The following is a 17,310-nucleotide window of genomic DNA, read 5'->3' as shown; positions in this document are numbered from 1 at the left end:
TTCTCGCGACCTCGGAAATGCTGGGCATTTCCTGCGTCCACCCACCCTTTTTGGCGGCTTCCCGTGTCGCACCGACGGCGGAAAGACTATTGACTTCCCTCGCCGGAGCACGGCAGAAATCGCACATCCCGCCACATCTTCCGGAGCCCATGATGCCGAAGCCGATCATCGCCATTCCCGCCGACATCCGGGAGTTCGACGGCACCGTCTGGCATGCGGCGCAGAATCAATATGTCCGCGCGGCGCTGAAGGTCGCCGACGTGATGTCGTTCATCATTCCAGCCTTCGAGGAGGGCAACGACACTGACGCATTGCTCGACCGCGTCGACGGCCTGCTCGTCTCCGGCTCGGCGACGAATGTGCATCCCTCGCTCTATGGCGCCGAGGCGAAGGAGAGCGACGGGCCTTTCGACCCGGCACGCGATGCGACGACACTGCCGCTCATCCGCCGGGCACTTGAACGGGGCATTCCGCTTCTGGCGATCTGCCGCGGCATCCAGGAGCTCAACGTCGCGCTCGGCGGCACGCTCGCGACCGAGATCCACGAGCAGCCCGGCATCTGGGACCATCGCAAGCCGGCGGACGTGGAACGGGATGTCGCCTTCTCGATCCGCCAGGACGTGATCATCGCCGAGGGATCCTGCATCGCCCGCTATCTCGGCGCCGGCAAGATCAAGGTCAACTCGCTGCATCGTCAGGCGATCTCGAAAACTGCGCCGGGTCTGCAGGTGGAAGCCGTGGCCGAAGACGGCACGATCGAGGCCGTCTCCGTGATCGGCGCCCGCGGCTTCGCCGTCGGCGTGCAATGGCATCCGGAATACTGGGCCGAAACCGACAAGCCCTCCCGCACCCTCTTCGAAGCCTTCGGCGAGGCCGTGCGCACCTATGCGAGCGCGCGGGCGCTCACCGCGTAAGAGACGGTAGGGCCGCTACTTCACGGGCTTCTGCGGCGTCTCCGGCACCGGTGTCAGCACCCGGCCGGTCTCGAACCAGGCAATCAGATTGTCGACCACCAGATCGGCCATGGCGTTGCGCGTCGGGACCGAGGCCGAGGCGACGTGCGGCAACAGCGAGACATTCGGGAAGGTGAGCAGTTCCTCAGGGACATGCGGCTCGTCCTGAAACACGTCGAGGCCGGCGGCGGCGATGGTGCCGTCGCGAAGGGCATCAATCAGCGCCTCCTCATCGACCGTCCAGCCACGGCCGATATTGATCAGGACGCCGTTCGGCCCGAGAGCCGAAAGCACTTCCGCATTTATCGCCTTGAACGTCTCCGGCGTCTTCGGAACGATCGAGATCAGCGTGTCGACCGCCTCGGCAAGCGCCGTCAGCGACGGGAAATAGCCGTAGCCGAGATCGGTTCGCGGGCGACGCGTGTGATAGCTGATCCTGACCTTGAAGGGTTCGAGCCTGCGCGCGATCTCAAGCCCGATGCGGCCGAGCCCGTGAATGCCGACATGCCGTCCCTTGAGGGAAAGCGGCGAAAGCGGAAACGGCCCTTCGCGTTCCCATCGGCCCTCGCGCAGCCAGATCTCCGCCTGCGGCAACTGGCGGACGGTGTTGATGAGCAGGGCGACGGCAGTGTCGGCAACCTCGTCGTTCAGCACGTCCGGCGTGTTGGTGACGACGATCCCGCGCCCCGCCGCTGTCGTGACGTCGACGGCGTCATAGCCAACGCCGAAGCTCGAAATCACCTGGAGATTGGGAAGCTGCGCAATCCAGCGCCCCGGCAGGGCGCCGGAAACGGCGACGCCGCGGACACACGCCGCTTCGGTCTCGCCGAGTTCCAAGTCCGGCCCGTGCGGCACACGCAGGACGTCGAAACGCTCTGCGAGCCTGTCGGTGACCCTCGGATTGATACGGCCGGGCACGAGGATGGTCGGGCGCGGCTGTATCGCCATGGTCTGCTCCTTATCGCTTGATGGGGCCGGTCGACTGGCGGATACGCATTTCCGGCTTGATGAGATGGATGCCGTCCGGCTCGTGGCTGCCCGCCAGTTTATCGAGAAGCGCGCGGGCTGCAAGCCTTCCGACCTCCGCCTGACCGTTCCACACCGTCGTCAGCGCGGGTGTCGCGATCGACGCCTCCTCGAGGTCGTCGTAGCCGGTGACGGAAATATCCTTGCCGGGGATGAGGCCGGCACGCGCAATGCCGTTCATCAGGCCGATCGCCACGAGGTCGTTCCAGCAGACGGCGGCCGTCGGCTTCTGCGGCAGCGAAAGGAAGTGCACCGCCGCCTCGAAGCCACCCTGCTTGGTACGGGGACCGGGAATACGCAGCGCCGGATCGACCTCGATGCCGGCCTTGCGAAGCGCGTTCACATAGCCCTGGTAGCGGTCGCGCCCGGTCGAGGTCTGGTCGGTGCCGCCGATCATCGCGATGGTCCGGTGTCCGAGGCCGATCAGGTGGTTGGTGGCAAGCGAGATGCCGTAGCTGTCGTCGCCGCGATAGGTCGGCAGGTCCAGGCCCTCCATCGAGCGGGCGATCAGGATCGCCGGCATGCCGTTTTCCTCCGCCAGCATGACGTCCTCCTCCGGCGTGCCGATTGCCGGCGACATAATTACGCCGTCGCCGCCGAGCTGCAGCAGCGTCTCGATGAACGTTCGCTGCTTTTCGACGGAATCGTAGTGATTGGAGAGGATGAAGGTATGGCGGCTTCGGTCGAGCTCACTTTCGATAGCTTTGAGAATTTCGCCATAGAACGGGTTCATGATGTCGTGCACGACGACACCGATGATGCCGGAGCGCGAGGTCCTGAGGCTGGCGGCGCGGCGATTGTAGATATAGCCCAGATGGCGGGCCTGTTCCTTGATCTTCTCGCGCGTATCGACCGCGACCAGCGGACTGTCGCGCAGGGCCAGCGATACGGTAGCGGTCGACAGACCGAGAGACTCGGCTATCGTGGAGAGCTTCACTTTTTGAGCCACGTGTCCTCCCGGGGCAATCGCGTTCGCTCGCGGTGGAAACCTTCTCCCTCTCCCGCGATTAAACGTTTTAATTAAACAATTTAATTGCGGATTTCAATTGCTGTTTTCGCATGCGAAACGGCAGCGCAGCCGGCCGCGTTCAATGCCTGCCGATTGCCGCCTGCAGGTTCTCTTCGACCGCGAGAAGCAACCGCAGCAGTGTCTTCGCCTCCTTGCCGGAGAGCCCTCGCAGCGCCTCCCGTTCGCACGCCTCGGCGGCGGCCGCGATGCGCTCGAGACTGGCACGACCGCCATCGGTGAGGAAGACCTTGGTGAGACGATGGTCGAGCGTGTCCGCCCGCCGTTCGACGAAGCCCTGGGCTTCCATGCGGCCGATCGTGCGGGTCATCGTGGGCGCCTTGACGCCGAGCTTCTGCGCGAGCGCACCCGGCGTCAGGCCGTCCTCCTCCGCGAGCGCCTGGACGACCCCGTCCTGTCCGGCATAGAGGCCGCAATCGGCGAGATTGCGGGAAAGAAGCGTCCGGAGCGACCGCGCCGTCTGCGTGACGATGGGCGCGAAGGCGCCGCTTGCGACCTCGCATGCAGCCTCCTTCTTCCGACCGGCCTTGTCTTTCTTGCCGCCCTTCTTGTCTGCCTTGTCTTTCTTCGCCATCTCTATGCTCCGAGAGTGATCGCCGCCTGCCGGCATGATAAGCCGGCTAACCTTTACAACGCATTGAAACACCGTCCGCAGATCGGATAAGGTCCCGGAATGTTCCGACCCCACCGCAACTTTGCCGATAACGACCCGACGCTATCCCCGGAAGAACGCCGCGACTGGATCGCTGTCCTGCCGCTCGGCGCCCACGAGCAGCACGGTCCACACCTGCCCTTCGAGACGGATCGCCTCATCGTCGAGGGGATCGTCGAAAGGCTAATCGCCGCCCTCCCCGCGGATTTGCCCGTCACCTTCCTGCCGGCGGAGCCGGTCGGCTATTCGATCGAGCACATGGACGTTCCGGGCACACGAAGCCTCGGCTACGGCGAAGCGATCGAGCGCTGGCTTTCGATCGCCGGCGATCTGGCGCGGCAAGGCATCCGCAAGTTCGTGATGCTCAACGCTCACGGCGGCAATTCCCCGCTGATGACGATCGTCGCCACCGAAGCGCGCGTGCGCTTCAATATGCTGGCGGTGGCGACCAGTTGGACCCGCTTCGGCATACCGGATGGCGTCGTGACGCCTGAGGAGAAGGCCTTGGGCATCCATGGCGGCGACATCGAAACATCGGTCATGTTGGCCCTTCATCCCGACAAGGTCGACATGGCACGTGCCGCCGACTTTGCCTCCCGGCAGGCTGACTATGCCCGGCGTTTCACCCATCTGCGCGCCTACGGTCCCCACGCCTTCGGCTGGAAGATGGCGGATCTCAACCCGCAAGGGGTGACCGGCAACGCCGCGGCCGCGACGGCGGAGAAGGGCGAACAACTGATCGCCCACGCCGTCCATGGCCTCGTCGAACTCCTCGAGGATGTCCACGCCTTCGACGTTGACGAACTGCGTTAGAGACGCAAGGGCGGGCTCCACCAACAAAGCCTTTGAACTGTCGCACGCCGCGGCCTATATGAACTCAACCGCACCGGGGGCACCTGTCCGCCCAGTCCACCCATCGAGGTTCCTATGTCCGAAGTTGCAGCGAAACCCATTCCCGTCACCGTGCTCACCGGCTATCTCGGCGCCGGCAAGACGACCTTGCTCAACCGCATCCTCTCGGAAAACCACGGCAAGAAATACGCCGTCATCGTCAACGAGTTCGGCGAGATCGGCATCGACAACGACCTGATCGTCGAGTCCGACGAGGAAATCTACGAGATGAACAACGGCTGCGTCTGCTGCACGGTGCGCGGCGACCTGATCCGCGTCGTCGAGGGCCTGATGCGCCGCCCCGGCCGCTTCGACGGCATCATCGTCGAAACGACCGGCCTTGCCGATCCGGTGCCGGTCGCCCAGACCTTCTTCATGGATGACGATGTTCGTTCGAAGACGGAACTCGACGCCGTCGTGACGCTCGTCGACGCCAAGCACCTGCCGCTCCGGCTCAAGGACAGCCGCGAGGCCGAGGACCAGATCGCCTTTGCCGACGTCGTCGTCGTCAACAAGGCCGATCTCGTGAGCCACGACGAGCTTCATCGCATCGAGGACATCGTCCATGCAATCAACCCGTCGGCCCGCGTCTACACGACCACCCGCTCGGGCGTCGATCTCGCGAAGGTGCTGAACCAGGGCGCCTTCAATCTCGAACGTGCGCTCGAAAACGACCCGAGCTTCCTCGACCATGACGACCCGGACCATGTCTGCGGCCCGGACTGCGATCACGACCATGGCCATCACCACCATCATGACCATGATCACGACCATCACCACCACGGGCACGATCATCACCACCACGACCACGGTCCGTCCGCCATCCACGACGTGACCGTCACCTCGATCTCGCTGCGCGGCGGCGAGATGAATCCCGACCGCTTCTTCCCGTGGATCCAGAAGGTGACCCAGACCGACGGTCCGAACATCCTTCGCCTCAAGGGCATCATCGCCTTCAAGGGCGACGAGGAACGCTATGTCGTGCAGGGCGTACACATGATCATCGAGGGCGATCACCAGCGCCCGTGGAAGGACGGCGAAAAGCGTGAAAGCCGTCTCGTCTTCATCGGCCGCGATCTCGACCGCGAAAAGCTGGAAAAGAGCTTCCACGCCTGCGAGGCCACCTCCTGATGCCGACGGTCGCCCCTCTCGATATCGAAGGCCACGTCGTCGCTGCAGCCTTTCTCGGAGACATCCCCTTCTTCGCCGCCGCTTCCGGCGCCATCCACCGGCTGGACGGCGGCGACAAGGTGACCCAGGCCCACCAGGGGCTTCTCACCTGCGTCAAGGACCATGCCAGCCAGACGCTGGTGACCGGTGGCGAGGACGGCAAGGTTCTGAGGATTGCCCATGACGGCAGCGTCGGCACGCTTGCCGAAGTGCCGCGCAAGTGGATTGCCGTCGTTGCCGCTGGGCCGCAGGGCGCTGTCGCTTATGCACACGGTAAATCCGCCTTCGTGCGGCTTGCCGACGGAACGGTGAAGGAGTTCACCGAACAGCGCACCGTGGAAGGCATCGACTTCGCGCCGAAGGGGCTCCGGATCGCGCTTGCCCGCTACAACGGCGTCTCACTCCACTGGGTCGGCACGGCCGGCACACCGGTCGATCTCGAATGGAAGGGCGCCCATACCGGCGTCACCTTCTCGCCGGACGGCCGCTTCGTCGTCACGACCATGCAGGAGAGCGCGCTCCACGGCTGGAAGCTCGACGGCAAGCCCAACGAGAGCCGCCACATGCGCATGACCGGCTATCCGGCCAAGGTCAAATCGCTCTCCTGGTCGCCAAAGGGCAAATGGCTCGCCTCCTCCGGCGCACCGGCGGCGATCGTCTGGCCCTTCGCCGGCAAGGACGGCCCGATGGGCAAGGCGCCGCTCGAACTCGGCACGCGCGCCAATATCCTGGTGACCAATGTCGCCTTCCACCCCGCAGACGAGGTCCTCGCCATCGGCTTCATCGACGGCATGATCCTCGCGGTCCGCGTCGCCGACGGCAAGGAGGCGTTGCTCCGCCGTCCCGGCAAGGGCGCGATCACCTCGATGGCCTGGAGCGCGAACGGCAAGCTGCTCGCCTTTGCCTCGGAAGCCGGCGACTGCGGCGTGGTGGACATCTCGGGCTAGGGCCGCCGCTTGAATTGAAACCGCCGCTGAGCTATCGCTGGCCCATGGCGACACATTCATCGAAACCCCGGAAGAAAACCCTGCGGTACAAGATCCTCCGCGCCCTGCGTCTCGTCGAAGAGGCGGAGCGCGAGGACCTGATCTACTATCGCACGGGCGGTGAAAAGCGCCGTGCGCATGCCACCTGGTATCGCGGCGAGACGACGAACTTCTTCCCCGACAAGAAGGCGATCGCCAAGGCCGGGGCCGTCGACGAATATGTCGGCAAGGGATGGTTTCCCGACGCGCCGTTCATCTCCAAAGACCACTATATCACCGCCTTCGGCAGCTGCTTTGCGGCGGAAGTGACGCGCTTTCTCTATCGCGAGGGCTACCAGGTCTTCGGCCGAGACATGAAGCTCAATTCCTACGTCGTCAGAAGCGGCGAAGGCATCGTCAACTCTGCAGCGATCCGCCAGCAGTTCGAATGGGCCTTCGAGGGCAAGGCGCCGAAGATCGAGCTGTGGCATGACAAGGATGGCGTGCCGGGCGACTATTCGGACGACGTGCGCAAGGCGACGCAGGAGATTTTCGAGAAGTCGGACATCTTCATCCTGACGCTCGGGCTTTCCGAAGTCTGGTACGACAAGCCGACCGGCGAGATCTTCTGGCGCGCCATTCCCAAGCGTGACTTCGATCCGAACCGCCACGGTTTCCGTGTGCTCGGCGCGACGGAAAATCTCGACAACCTGCGGCGAACCTATGAGCTCATCCGGGCGCACCGGCCGAACGCGACCATCATCATGACGCTTTCCCCGGTGCCGCTCGCCGCGACCTTTCGGCCTGTATCCTGCATTACCGCGAATTCGGTCTCGAAGGCGTCACTGCGCGTCGCGATCGACGAACTCATGCGCGAGGTCGGTCCCTCGTCGCAGAGCGGGCTTTACTACTTCCCGTCCTACGAGATGGTGACGTCTTTCCTGCCCGACCCGATGAAGGACGACTTCAGGCACCCGACCGACGCGACGGTCGAGTTCATCATGCAGACATTCAAGAGACGTTTTCTCAGCTAGCGGCAAGCGCAGCAGCGATCCGCGCCTTGAGATCCGACTTGATGCGGTTCTTGGTGGCCGCGATGTCGATCGGCGCCGGCCATTCGTCCATCTTCGCGACGAACGGGCGCCGGAACCAGTGCTGCCGGCCATTGCGGGTGAGGCCGATCTCCTCGACGATTTCGGTCCGATAGCTCTTCGGCCCGATGAAGACGGTCGGGATTCCCATGGCGACACACGGCATCGCGCAGTGGATGCGCGAGGTGACGACCAGTGCCGCCTTCCTGCCGTAGGTCTGCACGACCTCGCGGGCATATTGCAGGCGCGTTTCCGCCGAGACGTCGATGAAGCGGTGGCTGACATGCTTCACCGTCAGGCCCTTGCGGAACATCTTCGGCGACAGGTAACGATCCTCCACCTCGACCATGTAGATGGAATCGGGAGCGCGGTCGGCGGGCGCGTCGAAGGTCAGCGTCGAACAGAGCGACAGGTAGGCATTGACGCCGAGAGAACGGATGAAATCGACGGTGCCCTGATCGCGGCAGCCGATCGGCTCGTGCTTCTTCAGGTAGTCGACATGGCGCGCGATGGTCGGCTTGGCATGTTTCTGGACGTGAAAGCCGAAGAAGATCGGCTTGATCGACGGGCTCGGCGGCCAATTCTCCATCTTCGACAGAAACCAGCCATTGGTCACCAGCAGCGTCTCGGGGCCATCGTAGTTCTTCAGGTGGTCCCGGTTGAGAAAGACATCGACCGGCGGCAGATGCTGCATCACGGCAACGCTCTGGATATCGTCGCCGATATTGTTTCCTTCCCACTTCAACGCCGCGATTTTCATCTAGACCCGTCCTCTCCCTGAATTCCGGGGCATAGTATGGCCTCGGGTGGATTGCAACCCCGGCGCCGTGTTTGCAGGAGGGGAGACCGGACCGGCGAACGAATTAGGTTGGCCACCGATCGGTTCGGACGCACGACGGGCACAAAAAAGCGGCCGCGGAAGTGATCCCGCGGCCGCCTTCGATGGCATGACTTAGAAGCGGTAAGTCACACCACCACCGATGAGCCACGGATCGAGCTTGGCGTTGCCGGTCAGGTCTGCACCGCCGACCGTCACGTCGAAGTCCGGACGCAGGAAGATCTTCTTGACGTCGAAGTTGACGCCCCAGTGTTCGTTGATCATGTAGTCGAAGCCGGCCTGCAGCGCGAAGCCGAAGCTATCCTTGACATGCAGGTCGGTCGCGCTGTCGGCATCCTGGTTGTAGAAGATCGTGTAGTTCACGCCGGCGCCGACATAGGGCTTGAAGGCGCCGAAATCCGTGAAGTGATACTGCAGGGTGAGCGTCGGAGGCAGAACCCAGGTGCTGCCGATACGGTCGAGGCCAGCGAGCGAGCCTTCGCCGTAGATGCCGGCCCAGGTCGTGCCGAGGATGAGTTCGGCGGCCAGGTTGTCGGTGAAGTAATAGGTGATGTCGAGTTCGGGGATGACCGAGTCGCTATAGGAGAGATCCGAGCCGGCGACGCCGTCGACAGAGCCTTCGTCATTGGTGATGACGCCAAGCCCGCGCACGCGGATCTGCCACGGGCTGACAGCGCCGATTTCCTCGGCAGCCGGGGTGGGCTCGACTGCGGGCATCAGGTCCGCCGCGCCGGCCGCCTGGGCGAACAACAGAATTGCAGTGGTTGCGGCAAGAGCGCTGATCCGCCTTGTGCAAGTGGTGGTCATGGGGTCTCTCCTTGGTCAGTCGTTTGGCCTGAAGCCATGGCGCCGACTATCCCCCACGCTCACCGTCACCGGTTGCGCCAGATCAATATTTCACATGTTAATCAAATGCCGAAAATCGATCGATCGGCACTGTGACATTTTTGCAATAAGAAACTTGACGAAAGGCATATTCCTTAGAAGAATCTGCGACTTAACGACGCGTCGTGCAAGCCCCGAGAGCTATGACCGACGGACCCACTCCGCCGCTCCCCAACGGGGAGCCCGCACGCAGGCCGCGAGTCGGCCCGCACGGAGGTGCGAATGGAAAGCCTGTAGCGGCGGTGTCGGTTCAGGCCTGCTGCCGCCGCCCGGTCCGCGACAGCTTGCGCCCGCTGCCGACGATCATGCCGGCGGCCGCGTCGAGCCAGCCGGATTTCAACTCCAGCGCCAGGAAGCGCTCGCGCGCAAACGGCCCCGGCATGACGAGATGCCGCGTCTTTTCGGCCTGGAAGCCGAAGCGCTGGTAGTAGGGCGCATCGCCGACGAGCAGGATGGCCCCGTGGCCACGGGCCTTCGCTTCCGCGATCGCTGCCCGCATCAGCGCCGAGCCGACGCCCTTGCCCTCGTGCGCACCGTCGACGGCGAGCGGCCCGAGGAGGAGCGCTTCCACCGGTCGGCTATTGCCATCGACGCCGGCCTCGACGTTCCACAGCCGCACGGTGCCGATCACGTGACCGTCCGCATCGCGGGCGACGAGCGCGAGGCCTTCGGCCGGCACGCGGCCGCGACGGATCTTCTCCGACGACTTTTTGCGCCGGTCGACGCCCATCGCCCGGTCGAGCAGCATTTCGCGCGCCACGACGTCAGCGGGCGTTTCGTTATCAATGACGAAGGCCGGTGCAGGCGCGAAGAACGCGCGCACCGTATCAAGAACAGTGGCCATGTCGACCTCCCATCCCGAGAGCGTTTCCGATGATCTTTTGTGATTGCCGCGCCGGAAATGCCGGCGCGGTCGGACGTCAGATGACGTAAGCCTTGAGCGGTTCGAAACCGTTGAAGGCGACCGCGGAATAGGTCGTGGTGTAGGCACCCGTGCCTTCGATCAGAACCTCGTCGCCGATCGTCAGCGAGACCGGCAGCGGATACATGTTCTTCTCGTACAGCACGTCGGCCGAATCGCAGGTCGGGCCAGCGAGCACGCAGGGCTCCATCTCGTCCATGTCGCGTTCCGTGCGGATCGGGTAGCGGATCGCCTCGTCCATGGTTTCGGCGAGGCCGCCGAACTTGCCGATGTCGAGGAAGACCCAGCGATGCGCGTCGTTGTCCGATTTCTTCGAGACGAGCACGACCTCGGCCTTGATCACGCCGGCATTGCCGACCATGCCGCGACCCGGCTCGATGATGGTCTTCGGGATGTGATTGCCGAAGTGCTTCTTCAGCGCACCGGTGATCGCCAGGCCATAGGCCTCCGCCGACGGGATGTCGCGCAGGTACTTGGTCGGGAAACCTCCGCCCATGTTGACCATCTGCAGGTGGATGCCCTGCTTGGCGAGCGAGGCGAACACGCGCTTGGCATCGGCGAGGGCCGAATCCCAGGCATCGACCTTGGTCATCTGCGAACCGACATGGAAGGAAACGCCGTAGGACTCGAGACCGAGCTGGTGCGCGTAGACGAGCACGTCGACGGCCATCTGCGGAACGCAGCCGAACTTGCGGGACAGCGGCCATTCGGCACCTTCGCCGTCCGTCAGGACGCGGCAGAAGACACGGGCGCCGGGTGCGGCACGGGCGATCTTCTCGACTTCCTCGTGGCTGTCGACCGCAAAGAGGCTGATGCCGAGCGCGTGGGCGCGTGCGACGTCACGTTCCTTCTTGATCGTGTTGCCGTAGGAGATGCGGTCCGCGGTCGCGCCGGCGTCGAGCGCCATCTGGATCTCGGCGACGGAGGCGCAGTCGAAACTCGAGCCGAGCGCGGCGAGCAGCGACAGGATTTCCGGAGCCGGATTAGCCTTGACGGCATAGTAGATCGCGCTGTCCGGCAGGGCATGACGGAAGGCAGAATAGTTGTCGCGCACGACGTCGAGGTCGACCACGAGGCACGGACCTTCCGGTCGTCGGGACTTGATGAAGTCGAGGATGCGGGCAGTGGTCATCGGTCTATCCCTTCCATATTCCAAAGAGCCCGGAACCGCGAAAGTTCCGGAAGGACAAAGGGCGACGAGAGATCGCTCGAAACCAGCCGGTGGAGACTCTGGTACCGTACGAGCGCTCGACGCGCGAAACGATGGATGAACGCACTCTTGCCTGAGCGCATAAATCCGCTTTGTCTGCCATGGATTGGTGGGAAAACCCGACCGCACGTCCGGCAATGATGGTGTGCCTCTTCAGTGACCCCGGCTGATGGAAAGCCGGCAGAGAACCAGAAAGGCCCGCACCGTCGTTGCTTCAAGATGTCCTCGCATTTCCCGGTTGGCCGGAATAGCGACTGGAGGGGTTAGTTCCAGGTACCTTACCGAGGACCTCACCTTAGGGATTTCTCCCAGTTCGAGGGTCGGCGGACACCCACAGGCACGTGCGACTTTGGGCAAGCGAGGAGATAAGAACATTCGCGGTCATAATCAAGCGTTTTTTGACCCGTTTCCCGAAAATGAGATTGAACGATCTTCCGCTTATGTTCACAATTCGGCGCAGTTCGCGAAGGAGCCCGGCCCATGGACACCCTGACCCGCATGCGCGCCTTCATCGACGTCGTCGAGGCCGAAGGTTTTTCTGCGGCCGCCCGCAAGACCGGCCGGTCGAAAGCCCTACTTTCCAAGTACGTCCGCGAACTGGAGGACGAGCTCGGCGCACTGCTTCTCAACCGCACCACGCGCCAGTTTTCCCTGACCGGTGCCGGCCATACCTATTACCGGACGGCCTCCGACATCCTGAAGGAGATCGACAACCTCGCCGACCTTGTGCGCGAGAACAATGCCGATATCCGCGGCAAGCTGAAGGTCTCGCTGCCGCGCACCTTCATCGATGCCGATGTCGGCCAGTCGCTGATCGACTTCGTCAAGGAGCATCCCGACCTGTCGCTGGAGATCGTCGCCGAGGACCGGTTCGTCGATCTCATCGAGGAAGGATTCGATCTTGCGATCCGCATTACCGAACTTGATGATTCGGGCCTGATCGCCCGCAAGCTTTCCGATTTCCGCATCTACGCCTGCGCCACGCCCGCCTTCGTCGAAAAGCACGGGCCGCTCACCCATCCGCAGGACCTGTCGCGGGTGCCCTTCCTGATCGACACGAATTCGCGAACCCACAACACGCTTCGCTTCCACGAGCCGAAGGACGGAAGCTTTTCGGTGAGCGTCAGCGGTCCGATCGAAGTCAACAGCCCGCAGGCGACGCTTCGGGCCGCACGTGCCGGGCTCGGCGTCGCAATGATCCCCGATTTCATCGCGAGGCCCTATCTGCAATCGGGAGAACTCGTTTCGCTCTTCGACGACTACCTGCCGTCCGACCGCGGCATCTATGCCGTCTATCCGCACCGTCGCTACCTGCCGGCGAAGGTTCGCGCCTTCGTCGACTATCTCCACGGCTGGTTCCGCAAGAACGCGTGAGGCGTGCCGGGCAGACACACGGGCGGACAGTCCAACTTCCGTCCCAATTCTGGTAAAGGGAACGGTGAAGGATCGCCGAATCCCGTGACGCGAGCAACGACAGGGCATCATGAAGAAGACTTTCACGCCGGCAGCCGCAGCGATTATCCTCGCCCTGCAGCCGCTACCCGCGCTCGCCCACCCGCATATCTTCGCGGAGGCGCGGCTGGAGGTGGTCGCGGACGCCGGAAAGATCACGGAAGTCCGCAATGTCTGGCGCTTCGACGACGTGTTCTCCTCGAGCGTGCTGCTTGATTTCGACAAGAACACCAATCTGAAGCTCGACCCCGACGAGTTGAAGGAAATCGCCGACACCATCCGCACCTCGACGGGCGACTACGACTACTTCACCTTCATTACCGACAACGGCAATCCGGTGAAGCTCGCCGTGCCGGAGGTGTTCAACGTCGACTTCAAGGACAACCAGCTCCTCGTCTTCTTCGTCGTGAAGCCGCAGACCGCGGTGCCGCTCAAGGGCAAGCTCTCCTTCGGCATCTACGACCCGACCTTCTACACCTCGATCGATTTCGCCAAGGACGGGGATCTCGCGACCGAGGGTGACGGCTTCGGAGCCTGCAAGCGGCAGGTCATCCGCCCCGATCCGGACGCGGTAATGGCGCAGAACCAGAACATGATGACGGAAGCCTTCTTCAACAATCCCGGCGGCTCGGACATGGGCAAGCTGTTCGCGACCCGCCTCGAAGTGTCATGCTGAACGCCCGCCTCGGCAAATATGCCGCACTCGCCACCCTCCTGGTCGCCATTGCGGCACCGGCGGCGTTCGCAGGCTCGCCACTCGGCATCGGCACGGCCGAGCCGTCGTTCCCGACTACCGGCATGTTCGGCGGATTTCTCGCCTGGGTGAACGAGCACCAGCAGACCTTTTATCGTGCGTTGACAGAATCGCTGAAGGCGATGCGGGAAGACCCGAGCCGCCTTGCCACCCTCGTCGGGCTTTCCTTCGCCTACGGCGTCTTCCATGCCGCCGGTCCGGGGCACGGCAAAGCCGTGATCTCCTCCTACATGATCGCCAACGAAACGGAGCTGAAGCGCGGCGTCGGCATTTCCTTCATCTCGTCGGTGTTGCAGGCGCTGGTCGCGATCGCCCTCGTCGGCGTTGCCTATCTCGTCCTCAGGGGTACGGGAATCACGCTGACAGACGCGACGGACGCGATGGAGCTTGCAAGCTACGGGCTCATCATCGCCTTCGGCCTCTGGCTTCTCGTCCGCAAGCTGCGGTCGGTCTTCACCGTCCAGTCGGCGAGCGCGCCCCTGTTCGCCGGCGCGCCTTCGGGTCCGGCATCGCGCACCACGACCGGTCTTCGTTTCGAAGCCGTCGCCACCGAGCACAGCCATACGGGCCTTGCGCCGGGCGCCGTCTGCCCCGATTGCGGGATGAGCCACATCGCCGATCCGCGGCTTCTGTCCGCGAAGGAGTTCCGGCTGCGCGAGGCCTGGTCGGCGATCGTTGCCGTCGGCCTGCGGCCCTGTTCCGGTGCCCTTCTGGTGATGACCTTCGCGATCCTGAACGGGCTCTATCTCGGTGGCGTGCTCTCGGTCTTCGCCATGGCCCTCGGCACAGCCATCACCGTCTCCCTCCTCGCGACGCTTGCCGTCTCGGCCAAGACCGTCGCCGTCCGCCTCTCCGGCCCCGGTTCGCCGGCGGCCAGAAAAGTGGCGAGCGCCATCGAGATCGGCGGCGCTCTTCTCGTCATCGTGATGGGCGTCGTGCTGCTCGCGGCGGCGCTTCAGTCCTGATCGCCGCGGCGGCGCTGATAGCGGGCCCTGAGCCAGAAGATCAGGAAGAAGGCCAGGATCACCAGCGTGCCGAGCGCAGCCGCCAGCACCGGCGAGTAGCCGCCGACCCACAGCACGACCTTCGGCATGACGAGGAGCGCGAGAGCGACCCCGAGCAGGATGACGAAGGCGGCGATCGCCGAAGAGCGGGTTTCCTTGTCGCCCTCGGCCATCACGCCGCCGCCCGTGCGAGTTCGGCGCGGATGTCTTCGAGCTTGCGCTTCTGCCGGCCTTCAGCATCGAAATTGTCGGGGTGCAGCCAGGTCTCGAACGCCGCCTTCACCAGCGGCCAGTCGCCGTCGATGATCGAAAACCAGGCGGTGTCGCGGTTCTTGCCCTTCGAAAGCATGTGCTGGCGGAACACGCCCTCGAAGGTGAAGCCGTAACGGCGCGCGGTCGTCTTGCTCGCCTCGTTCTCGTTGTGGCACTTCCACTCGTAGCGGCGATAGCCGAGATCCTCGAAGACGTGCTTCGCCATCAGGTAATGGGCCTCGGTCGCAAGCGGCGTGCGGCTCATCGCCGGACCGTGGGCGACGCCCCCCACCTCGACGACGCCGTTAGCCGGGTCGGCGCGCATGTAGTTCGCCATGCCGACGATCTTGCCGGAGGCATTGTCCCGGAAGACGTGCGTGAGCCAGCCACCCTTGGTGCGGGCATTGTCGAGCCAGCTCTCGAAGTCGACGATGCTGCCGAAGTCCGGCTGGGTGAAATAGGTGAGAAGCGGATTGATGCCTATGCCACCGAGGCCGTCCCAGAGAGCCTGGAGGTGCTTGTCCTTGTCATAGGGCTCGACCGTCACAAAACGGCCTTCGAGCCTTACCGGCGTCGGCGCCGGACAGCCTTTGAATGTCGATAGATCGCGCATGCCTGCCTCACGGAATGTTCCGGCAAAGCAGTAGGCCAGCCGCCCGGCAAAGGCAACCGGCCATCCGAAGGCGTCATGACCTCAGACGGTGGCACCCGCGACTGTCGCCTCGATATGGTCGACCAGACCGTCGGCAAGGCCGAGCCGTCCGGCGAGCATGTCGAGATAGCCGCGTTCGGCCCGGCTGTCCGGATCGATCGCGAGCCGCGACGCCGTGAAGAGCTCCACTTTCTGGGCTTCGGTCTTTGCCGCCGCCACCAGCGCCTCGACATCCGTCGGCCGGGCGAGCTCCTCGGCGATGAAGGCCTCGGCCTCCGCATCGAGCGCGGTGGAGTGGATCTTGTCCAGGATGCGGGCGCGCTCAGCATCATCGACGTGACCGTCGGACTTGGCGGCCGCGATCATCGCCCGGACCAGCGTCAGCGCAAACTCGTTCCCCGCGGCCGTGGCCTCCGGGCTGAACGGCGAATCGGCCGGCGGGGGAAGCAGAACGGGCTCTGAGGCGGCGGGCGCCGTCTGCGGCGCCTTGCCGGCCTGATAGTTCTTGTAGGCCTGGTAACCGAGACCTGCGATCGCGGCGAGGCCGCCGATGGTCGCGACATTGCCGGCGAGCTTGCGTCCCGTCTTGGTGCCGAGAACAGCAGCGAGGATCGCGCCGGTTGCGAGCGGATTGTCCTTGGCGAGCCGGGTGATGTCGCCTGCCTTTTCCTTGACCGTCCCGGTAGTCCCTGGAACCTGCGAACCGAGGAATTGATCCAGAAGCTTCTTCGCGTCGAGCATCGCCATCTCCGTGTTGTGCACTCGTTCAACGCTACATAGGTAGCCGATCGTGACAATGCAAAGATGGCGACGCCGCCTGCCCGATCAGCCCCGCAGAGCCGCCGCCTCCGAAGCAAGCCGGGTGATGCCTGCCCAGTCGCCGGCGGCGACCATCTCCTTCGGCGCCACCCAGGAACCGCCGACGCAGACGACGTTCGGCAGCGACAGATAGTCCATCGCGTTCTTGAGCGAAATGCCGCCCGTCGGGCAGAAGAGCGTGCCGGCGAGCGGCGACGACAGCGCCCTCAGGTAAGCGGCGCCGCCCGCCTGTTCGGCGGGGAAGAATTTCAGGACCTGATAGCCTTCCTCGCGCAACTGCATGACTTCGCTCGCGGTCGCAGCACCGGGAAGCAGCGGAATATCCGAAGACCGCGCGGCGTGGATGAGCTCGCGCGTCGTGCCGGGGCTGACGATGAACTGCGAACCGGCTTCGACGGCCGCTTCGAAATGCGCGGGATTGAGGATCGTGCCTGCGCCGACGACCGCACCCTCGACTTCGGCCGCCACGCGGCGTACGGCTTCCAGCGCGGCATCGGTCCGCATGGTAATCTCGATCGCCTTCAGCCCGCCGGCGACCAATGCCCGCGCGAGCGGCACCGCCGTCGCCGCATCCTCGACGATCAGCACCGGCACCACCGGCTGCAGTTTCAGGGTCGAAAGAAGCTTTTCGGTTTTGGCGCCCATGGTCCGGCTCCCTTTCTTAAAACGATTGAAATTGACAGATCGATATAGCGACAGGCCCGCCTTGTCGAGACAAATGCGCACGCTCATGCCCGCGCCGTTTGA

The 17,310-nt window shown here is 64.0% G+C and carries 19 protein-coding genes; 8 read left to right on the top strand and 11 right to left on the bottom strand.

Annotated features, from left to right (window positions below; all coding sequences use genetic code 11):
* Nucleotides 1-152: 152 nt before the first annotated feature.
* Complete coding sequence (locus EUU22_RS23270) at nt 153-914, top strand: gamma-glutamyl-gamma-aminobutyrate hydrolase family protein (RefSeq protein ID WP_129334344.1); 762 nt, start codon at nt 153-155, stop codon at nt 912-914.
* Nucleotides 915-929: 15 nt separating this feature from the next.
* On the opposite strand, the gene EUU22_RS23265 is transcribed toward EUU22_RS23270, so the two are convergent.
* From EUU22_RS23265 to EUU22_RS23255, 3 genes are all read right to left on the bottom strand, one after another.
* Nucleotides 930-1,901, bottom strand: coding sequence for a 2-hydroxyacid dehydrogenase (locus tag EUU22_RS23265; protein ID WP_129334343.1), 972 nt, complete (start codon nt 1,899-1,901; stop codon nt 930-932).
* Nucleotides 1,902-1,911: 10 nt separating this feature from the next.
* On the bottom strand, nt 1,912-2,928 hold the full coding sequence (locus EUU22_RS23260; RefSeq protein WP_129334342.1) for a LacI family DNA-binding transcriptional regulator: 1,017 nt from the start codon (nt 2,926-2,928) through the stop codon (nt 1,912-1,914).
* Nucleotides 2,929-3,067: 139 nt separating this feature from the next.
* The gene (locus EUU22_RS23255; protein ID WP_129334341.1) at nt 3,068-3,580 is read right to left on the bottom strand and encodes a MarR family winged helix-turn-helix transcriptional regulator; all 513 of its coding nucleotides are present in this window, start codon (nt 3,578-3,580) and stop codon (nt 3,068-3,070) included.
* 99 nt (nt 3,581-3,679) lie between these two features.
* On the opposite strand from EUU22_RS23255, the gene EUU22_RS23250 reads away from it, so the two are divergent.
* The 4 genes from EUU22_RS23250 to EUU22_RS23235 all read left to right on the top strand — a co-directional run bounded on the left by EUU22_RS23250 (nt 3,680) and on the right by EUU22_RS23235 (nt 7,718).
* On the top strand, nt 3,680-4,471 hold the full coding sequence (locus EUU22_RS23250; RefSeq protein WP_129334340.1) for a creatininase family protein: 792 nt from the start codon (nt 3,680-3,682) through the stop codon (nt 4,469-4,471).
* Nucleotides 4,472-4,585: 114 nt separating this feature from the next.
* Entirely contained in the window at nt 4,586-5,680 is a 1,095-nt protein-coding gene (locus EUU22_RS23245; RefSeq protein WP_129334339.1) for a CobW family GTP-binding protein, read from the top strand.
* Nucleotides 5,680-6,666: a WD40 repeat domain-containing protein gene (locus EUU22_RS23240; protein ID WP_129334338.1), complete on the top strand. Its 987-nt coding sequence runs from the start codon at nt 5,680-5,682 to the stop codon at nt 6,664-6,666. Before EUU22_RS23245 ends, EUU22_RS23240 begins: the two co-directional genes overlap by 1 nt.
* A gap of 44 nt (nt 6,667-6,710) precedes the next feature.
* Nucleotides 6,711-7,718, top strand: coding sequence for a GSCFA domain-containing protein (locus EUU22_RS23235; RefSeq protein WP_129334337.1), 1,008 nt, complete (start codon nt 6,711-6,713; stop codon nt 7,716-7,718).
* Here EUU22_RS23235 and EUU22_RS23230 read toward each other — a convergent pair.
* The 4 genes from EUU22_RS23230 to odc2 form a co-directional block, all read right to left on the bottom strand.
* A complete protein-coding gene (locus tag EUU22_RS23230; protein WP_129334336.1) occupies nt 7,711-8,535 on the bottom strand; it encodes a polysaccharide pyruvyl transferase family protein in 825 nt (274 codons plus the stop codon). The two genes, EUU22_RS23235 and EUU22_RS23230, sit on opposite strands and share 8 nt — an antisense overlap.
* Before the next feature lie 192 nt (nt 8,536-8,727).
* Nucleotides 8,728-9,420 (bottom strand): OmpW/AlkL family protein, encoded by a 693-nt coding sequence (locus EUU22_RS23225; RefSeq protein WP_129334335.1) that lies wholly within the window; start codon nt 9,418-9,420, stop codon nt 8,728-8,730.
* Between the two features lie 328 nt (nt 9,421-9,748).
* On the bottom strand, nt 9,749-10,342 hold the full coding sequence (locus EUU22_RS23220) for a GNAT family N-acetyltransferase (RefSeq protein WP_129334334.1): 594 nt from the start codon (nt 10,340-10,342) through the stop codon (nt 9,749-9,751).
* A 76-nt stretch (nt 10,343-10,418) separates the two neighbouring features.
* The gene (gene odc2, locus EUU22_RS23215; RefSeq protein WP_129334333.1) at nt 10,419-11,552 is read right to left on the bottom strand and encodes an ornithine/lysine decarboxylase; all 1,134 of its coding nucleotides are present in this window, start codon (nt 11,550-11,552) and stop codon (nt 10,419-10,421) included.
* Between the two features lie 558 nt (nt 11,553-12,110).
* Here odc2 and EUU22_RS23210 point away from each other — a divergent pair.
* The 3 genes from EUU22_RS23210 to EUU22_RS23200 all read left to right on the top strand — a co-directional run bounded on the left by EUU22_RS23210 (nt 12,111) and on the right by EUU22_RS23200 (nt 14,801).
* Nucleotides 12,111-13,004, top strand: a complete 894-nt coding sequence (locus EUU22_RS23210; RefSeq protein WP_129334332.1) for a LysR family transcriptional regulator — start codon at nt 12,111-12,113, stop codon at nt 13,002-13,004.
* A gap of 109 nt (nt 13,005-13,113) precedes the next feature.
* The gene (locus EUU22_RS23205) at nt 13,114-13,758 is read left to right on the top strand and encodes a DUF1007 family protein (protein WP_129334331.1); all 645 of its coding nucleotides are present in this window, start codon (nt 13,114-13,116) and stop codon (nt 13,756-13,758) included.
* The gene (locus EUU22_RS23200) at nt 13,752-14,801 is read left to right on the top strand and encodes a nickel/cobalt transporter (RefSeq protein WP_129334330.1); all 1,050 of its coding nucleotides are present in this window, start codon (nt 13,752-13,754) and stop codon (nt 14,799-14,801) included. The genes EUU22_RS23205 and EUU22_RS23200 overlap by 7 nt, the downstream gene beginning before the upstream one ends.
* On the opposite strand, the gene EUU22_RS23195 is transcribed toward EUU22_RS23200, so the two are convergent.
* From EUU22_RS23195 to EUU22_RS23180, 4 genes are all read right to left on the bottom strand, one after another.
* On the bottom strand, nt 14,792-15,013 hold the full coding sequence (locus tag EUU22_RS23195) for a hypothetical protein (RefSeq protein ID WP_129334329.1): 222 nt from the start codon (nt 15,011-15,013) through the stop codon (nt 14,792-14,794). The two genes, EUU22_RS23200 and EUU22_RS23195, sit on opposite strands and share 10 nt — an antisense overlap.
* Nucleotides 15,013-15,705, bottom strand: a complete 693-nt coding sequence (locus EUU22_RS23190) for a GNAT family N-acetyltransferase (RefSeq protein ID WP_129334328.1) — start codon at nt 15,703-15,705, stop codon at nt 15,013-15,015. The genes EUU22_RS23195 and EUU22_RS23190 overlap by 1 nt, the downstream gene beginning before the upstream one ends.
* An 81-nt stretch (nt 15,706-15,786) precedes the next feature.
* Entirely contained in the window at nt 15,787-16,485 is a 699-nt protein-coding gene (locus tag EUU22_RS23185; protein WP_129334327.1) for a tellurite resistance TerB family protein, read from the bottom strand.
* An 84-nt stretch (nt 16,486-16,569) separates the two neighbouring features.
* Nucleotides 16,570-17,208: a 2-dehydro-3-deoxy-phosphogluconate aldolase gene (locus EUU22_RS23180; RefSeq protein WP_129334326.1), complete on the bottom strand. Its 639-nt coding sequence runs from the start codon at nt 17,206-17,208 to the stop codon at nt 16,570-16,572.
* Between the last annotated feature and the right edge of the window lie 102 nt (nt 17,209-17,310).

It is taken from the genome of Ciceribacter ferrooxidans (assembly GCF_004137355.1).
Lineage (GTDB): Bacteria > Pseudomonadota > Alphaproteobacteria > Rhizobiales > Rhizobiaceae > Allorhizobium > Allorhizobium ferrooxidans.
This window is presented reverse-complemented; position numbering and strand designations above follow the sequence as displayed.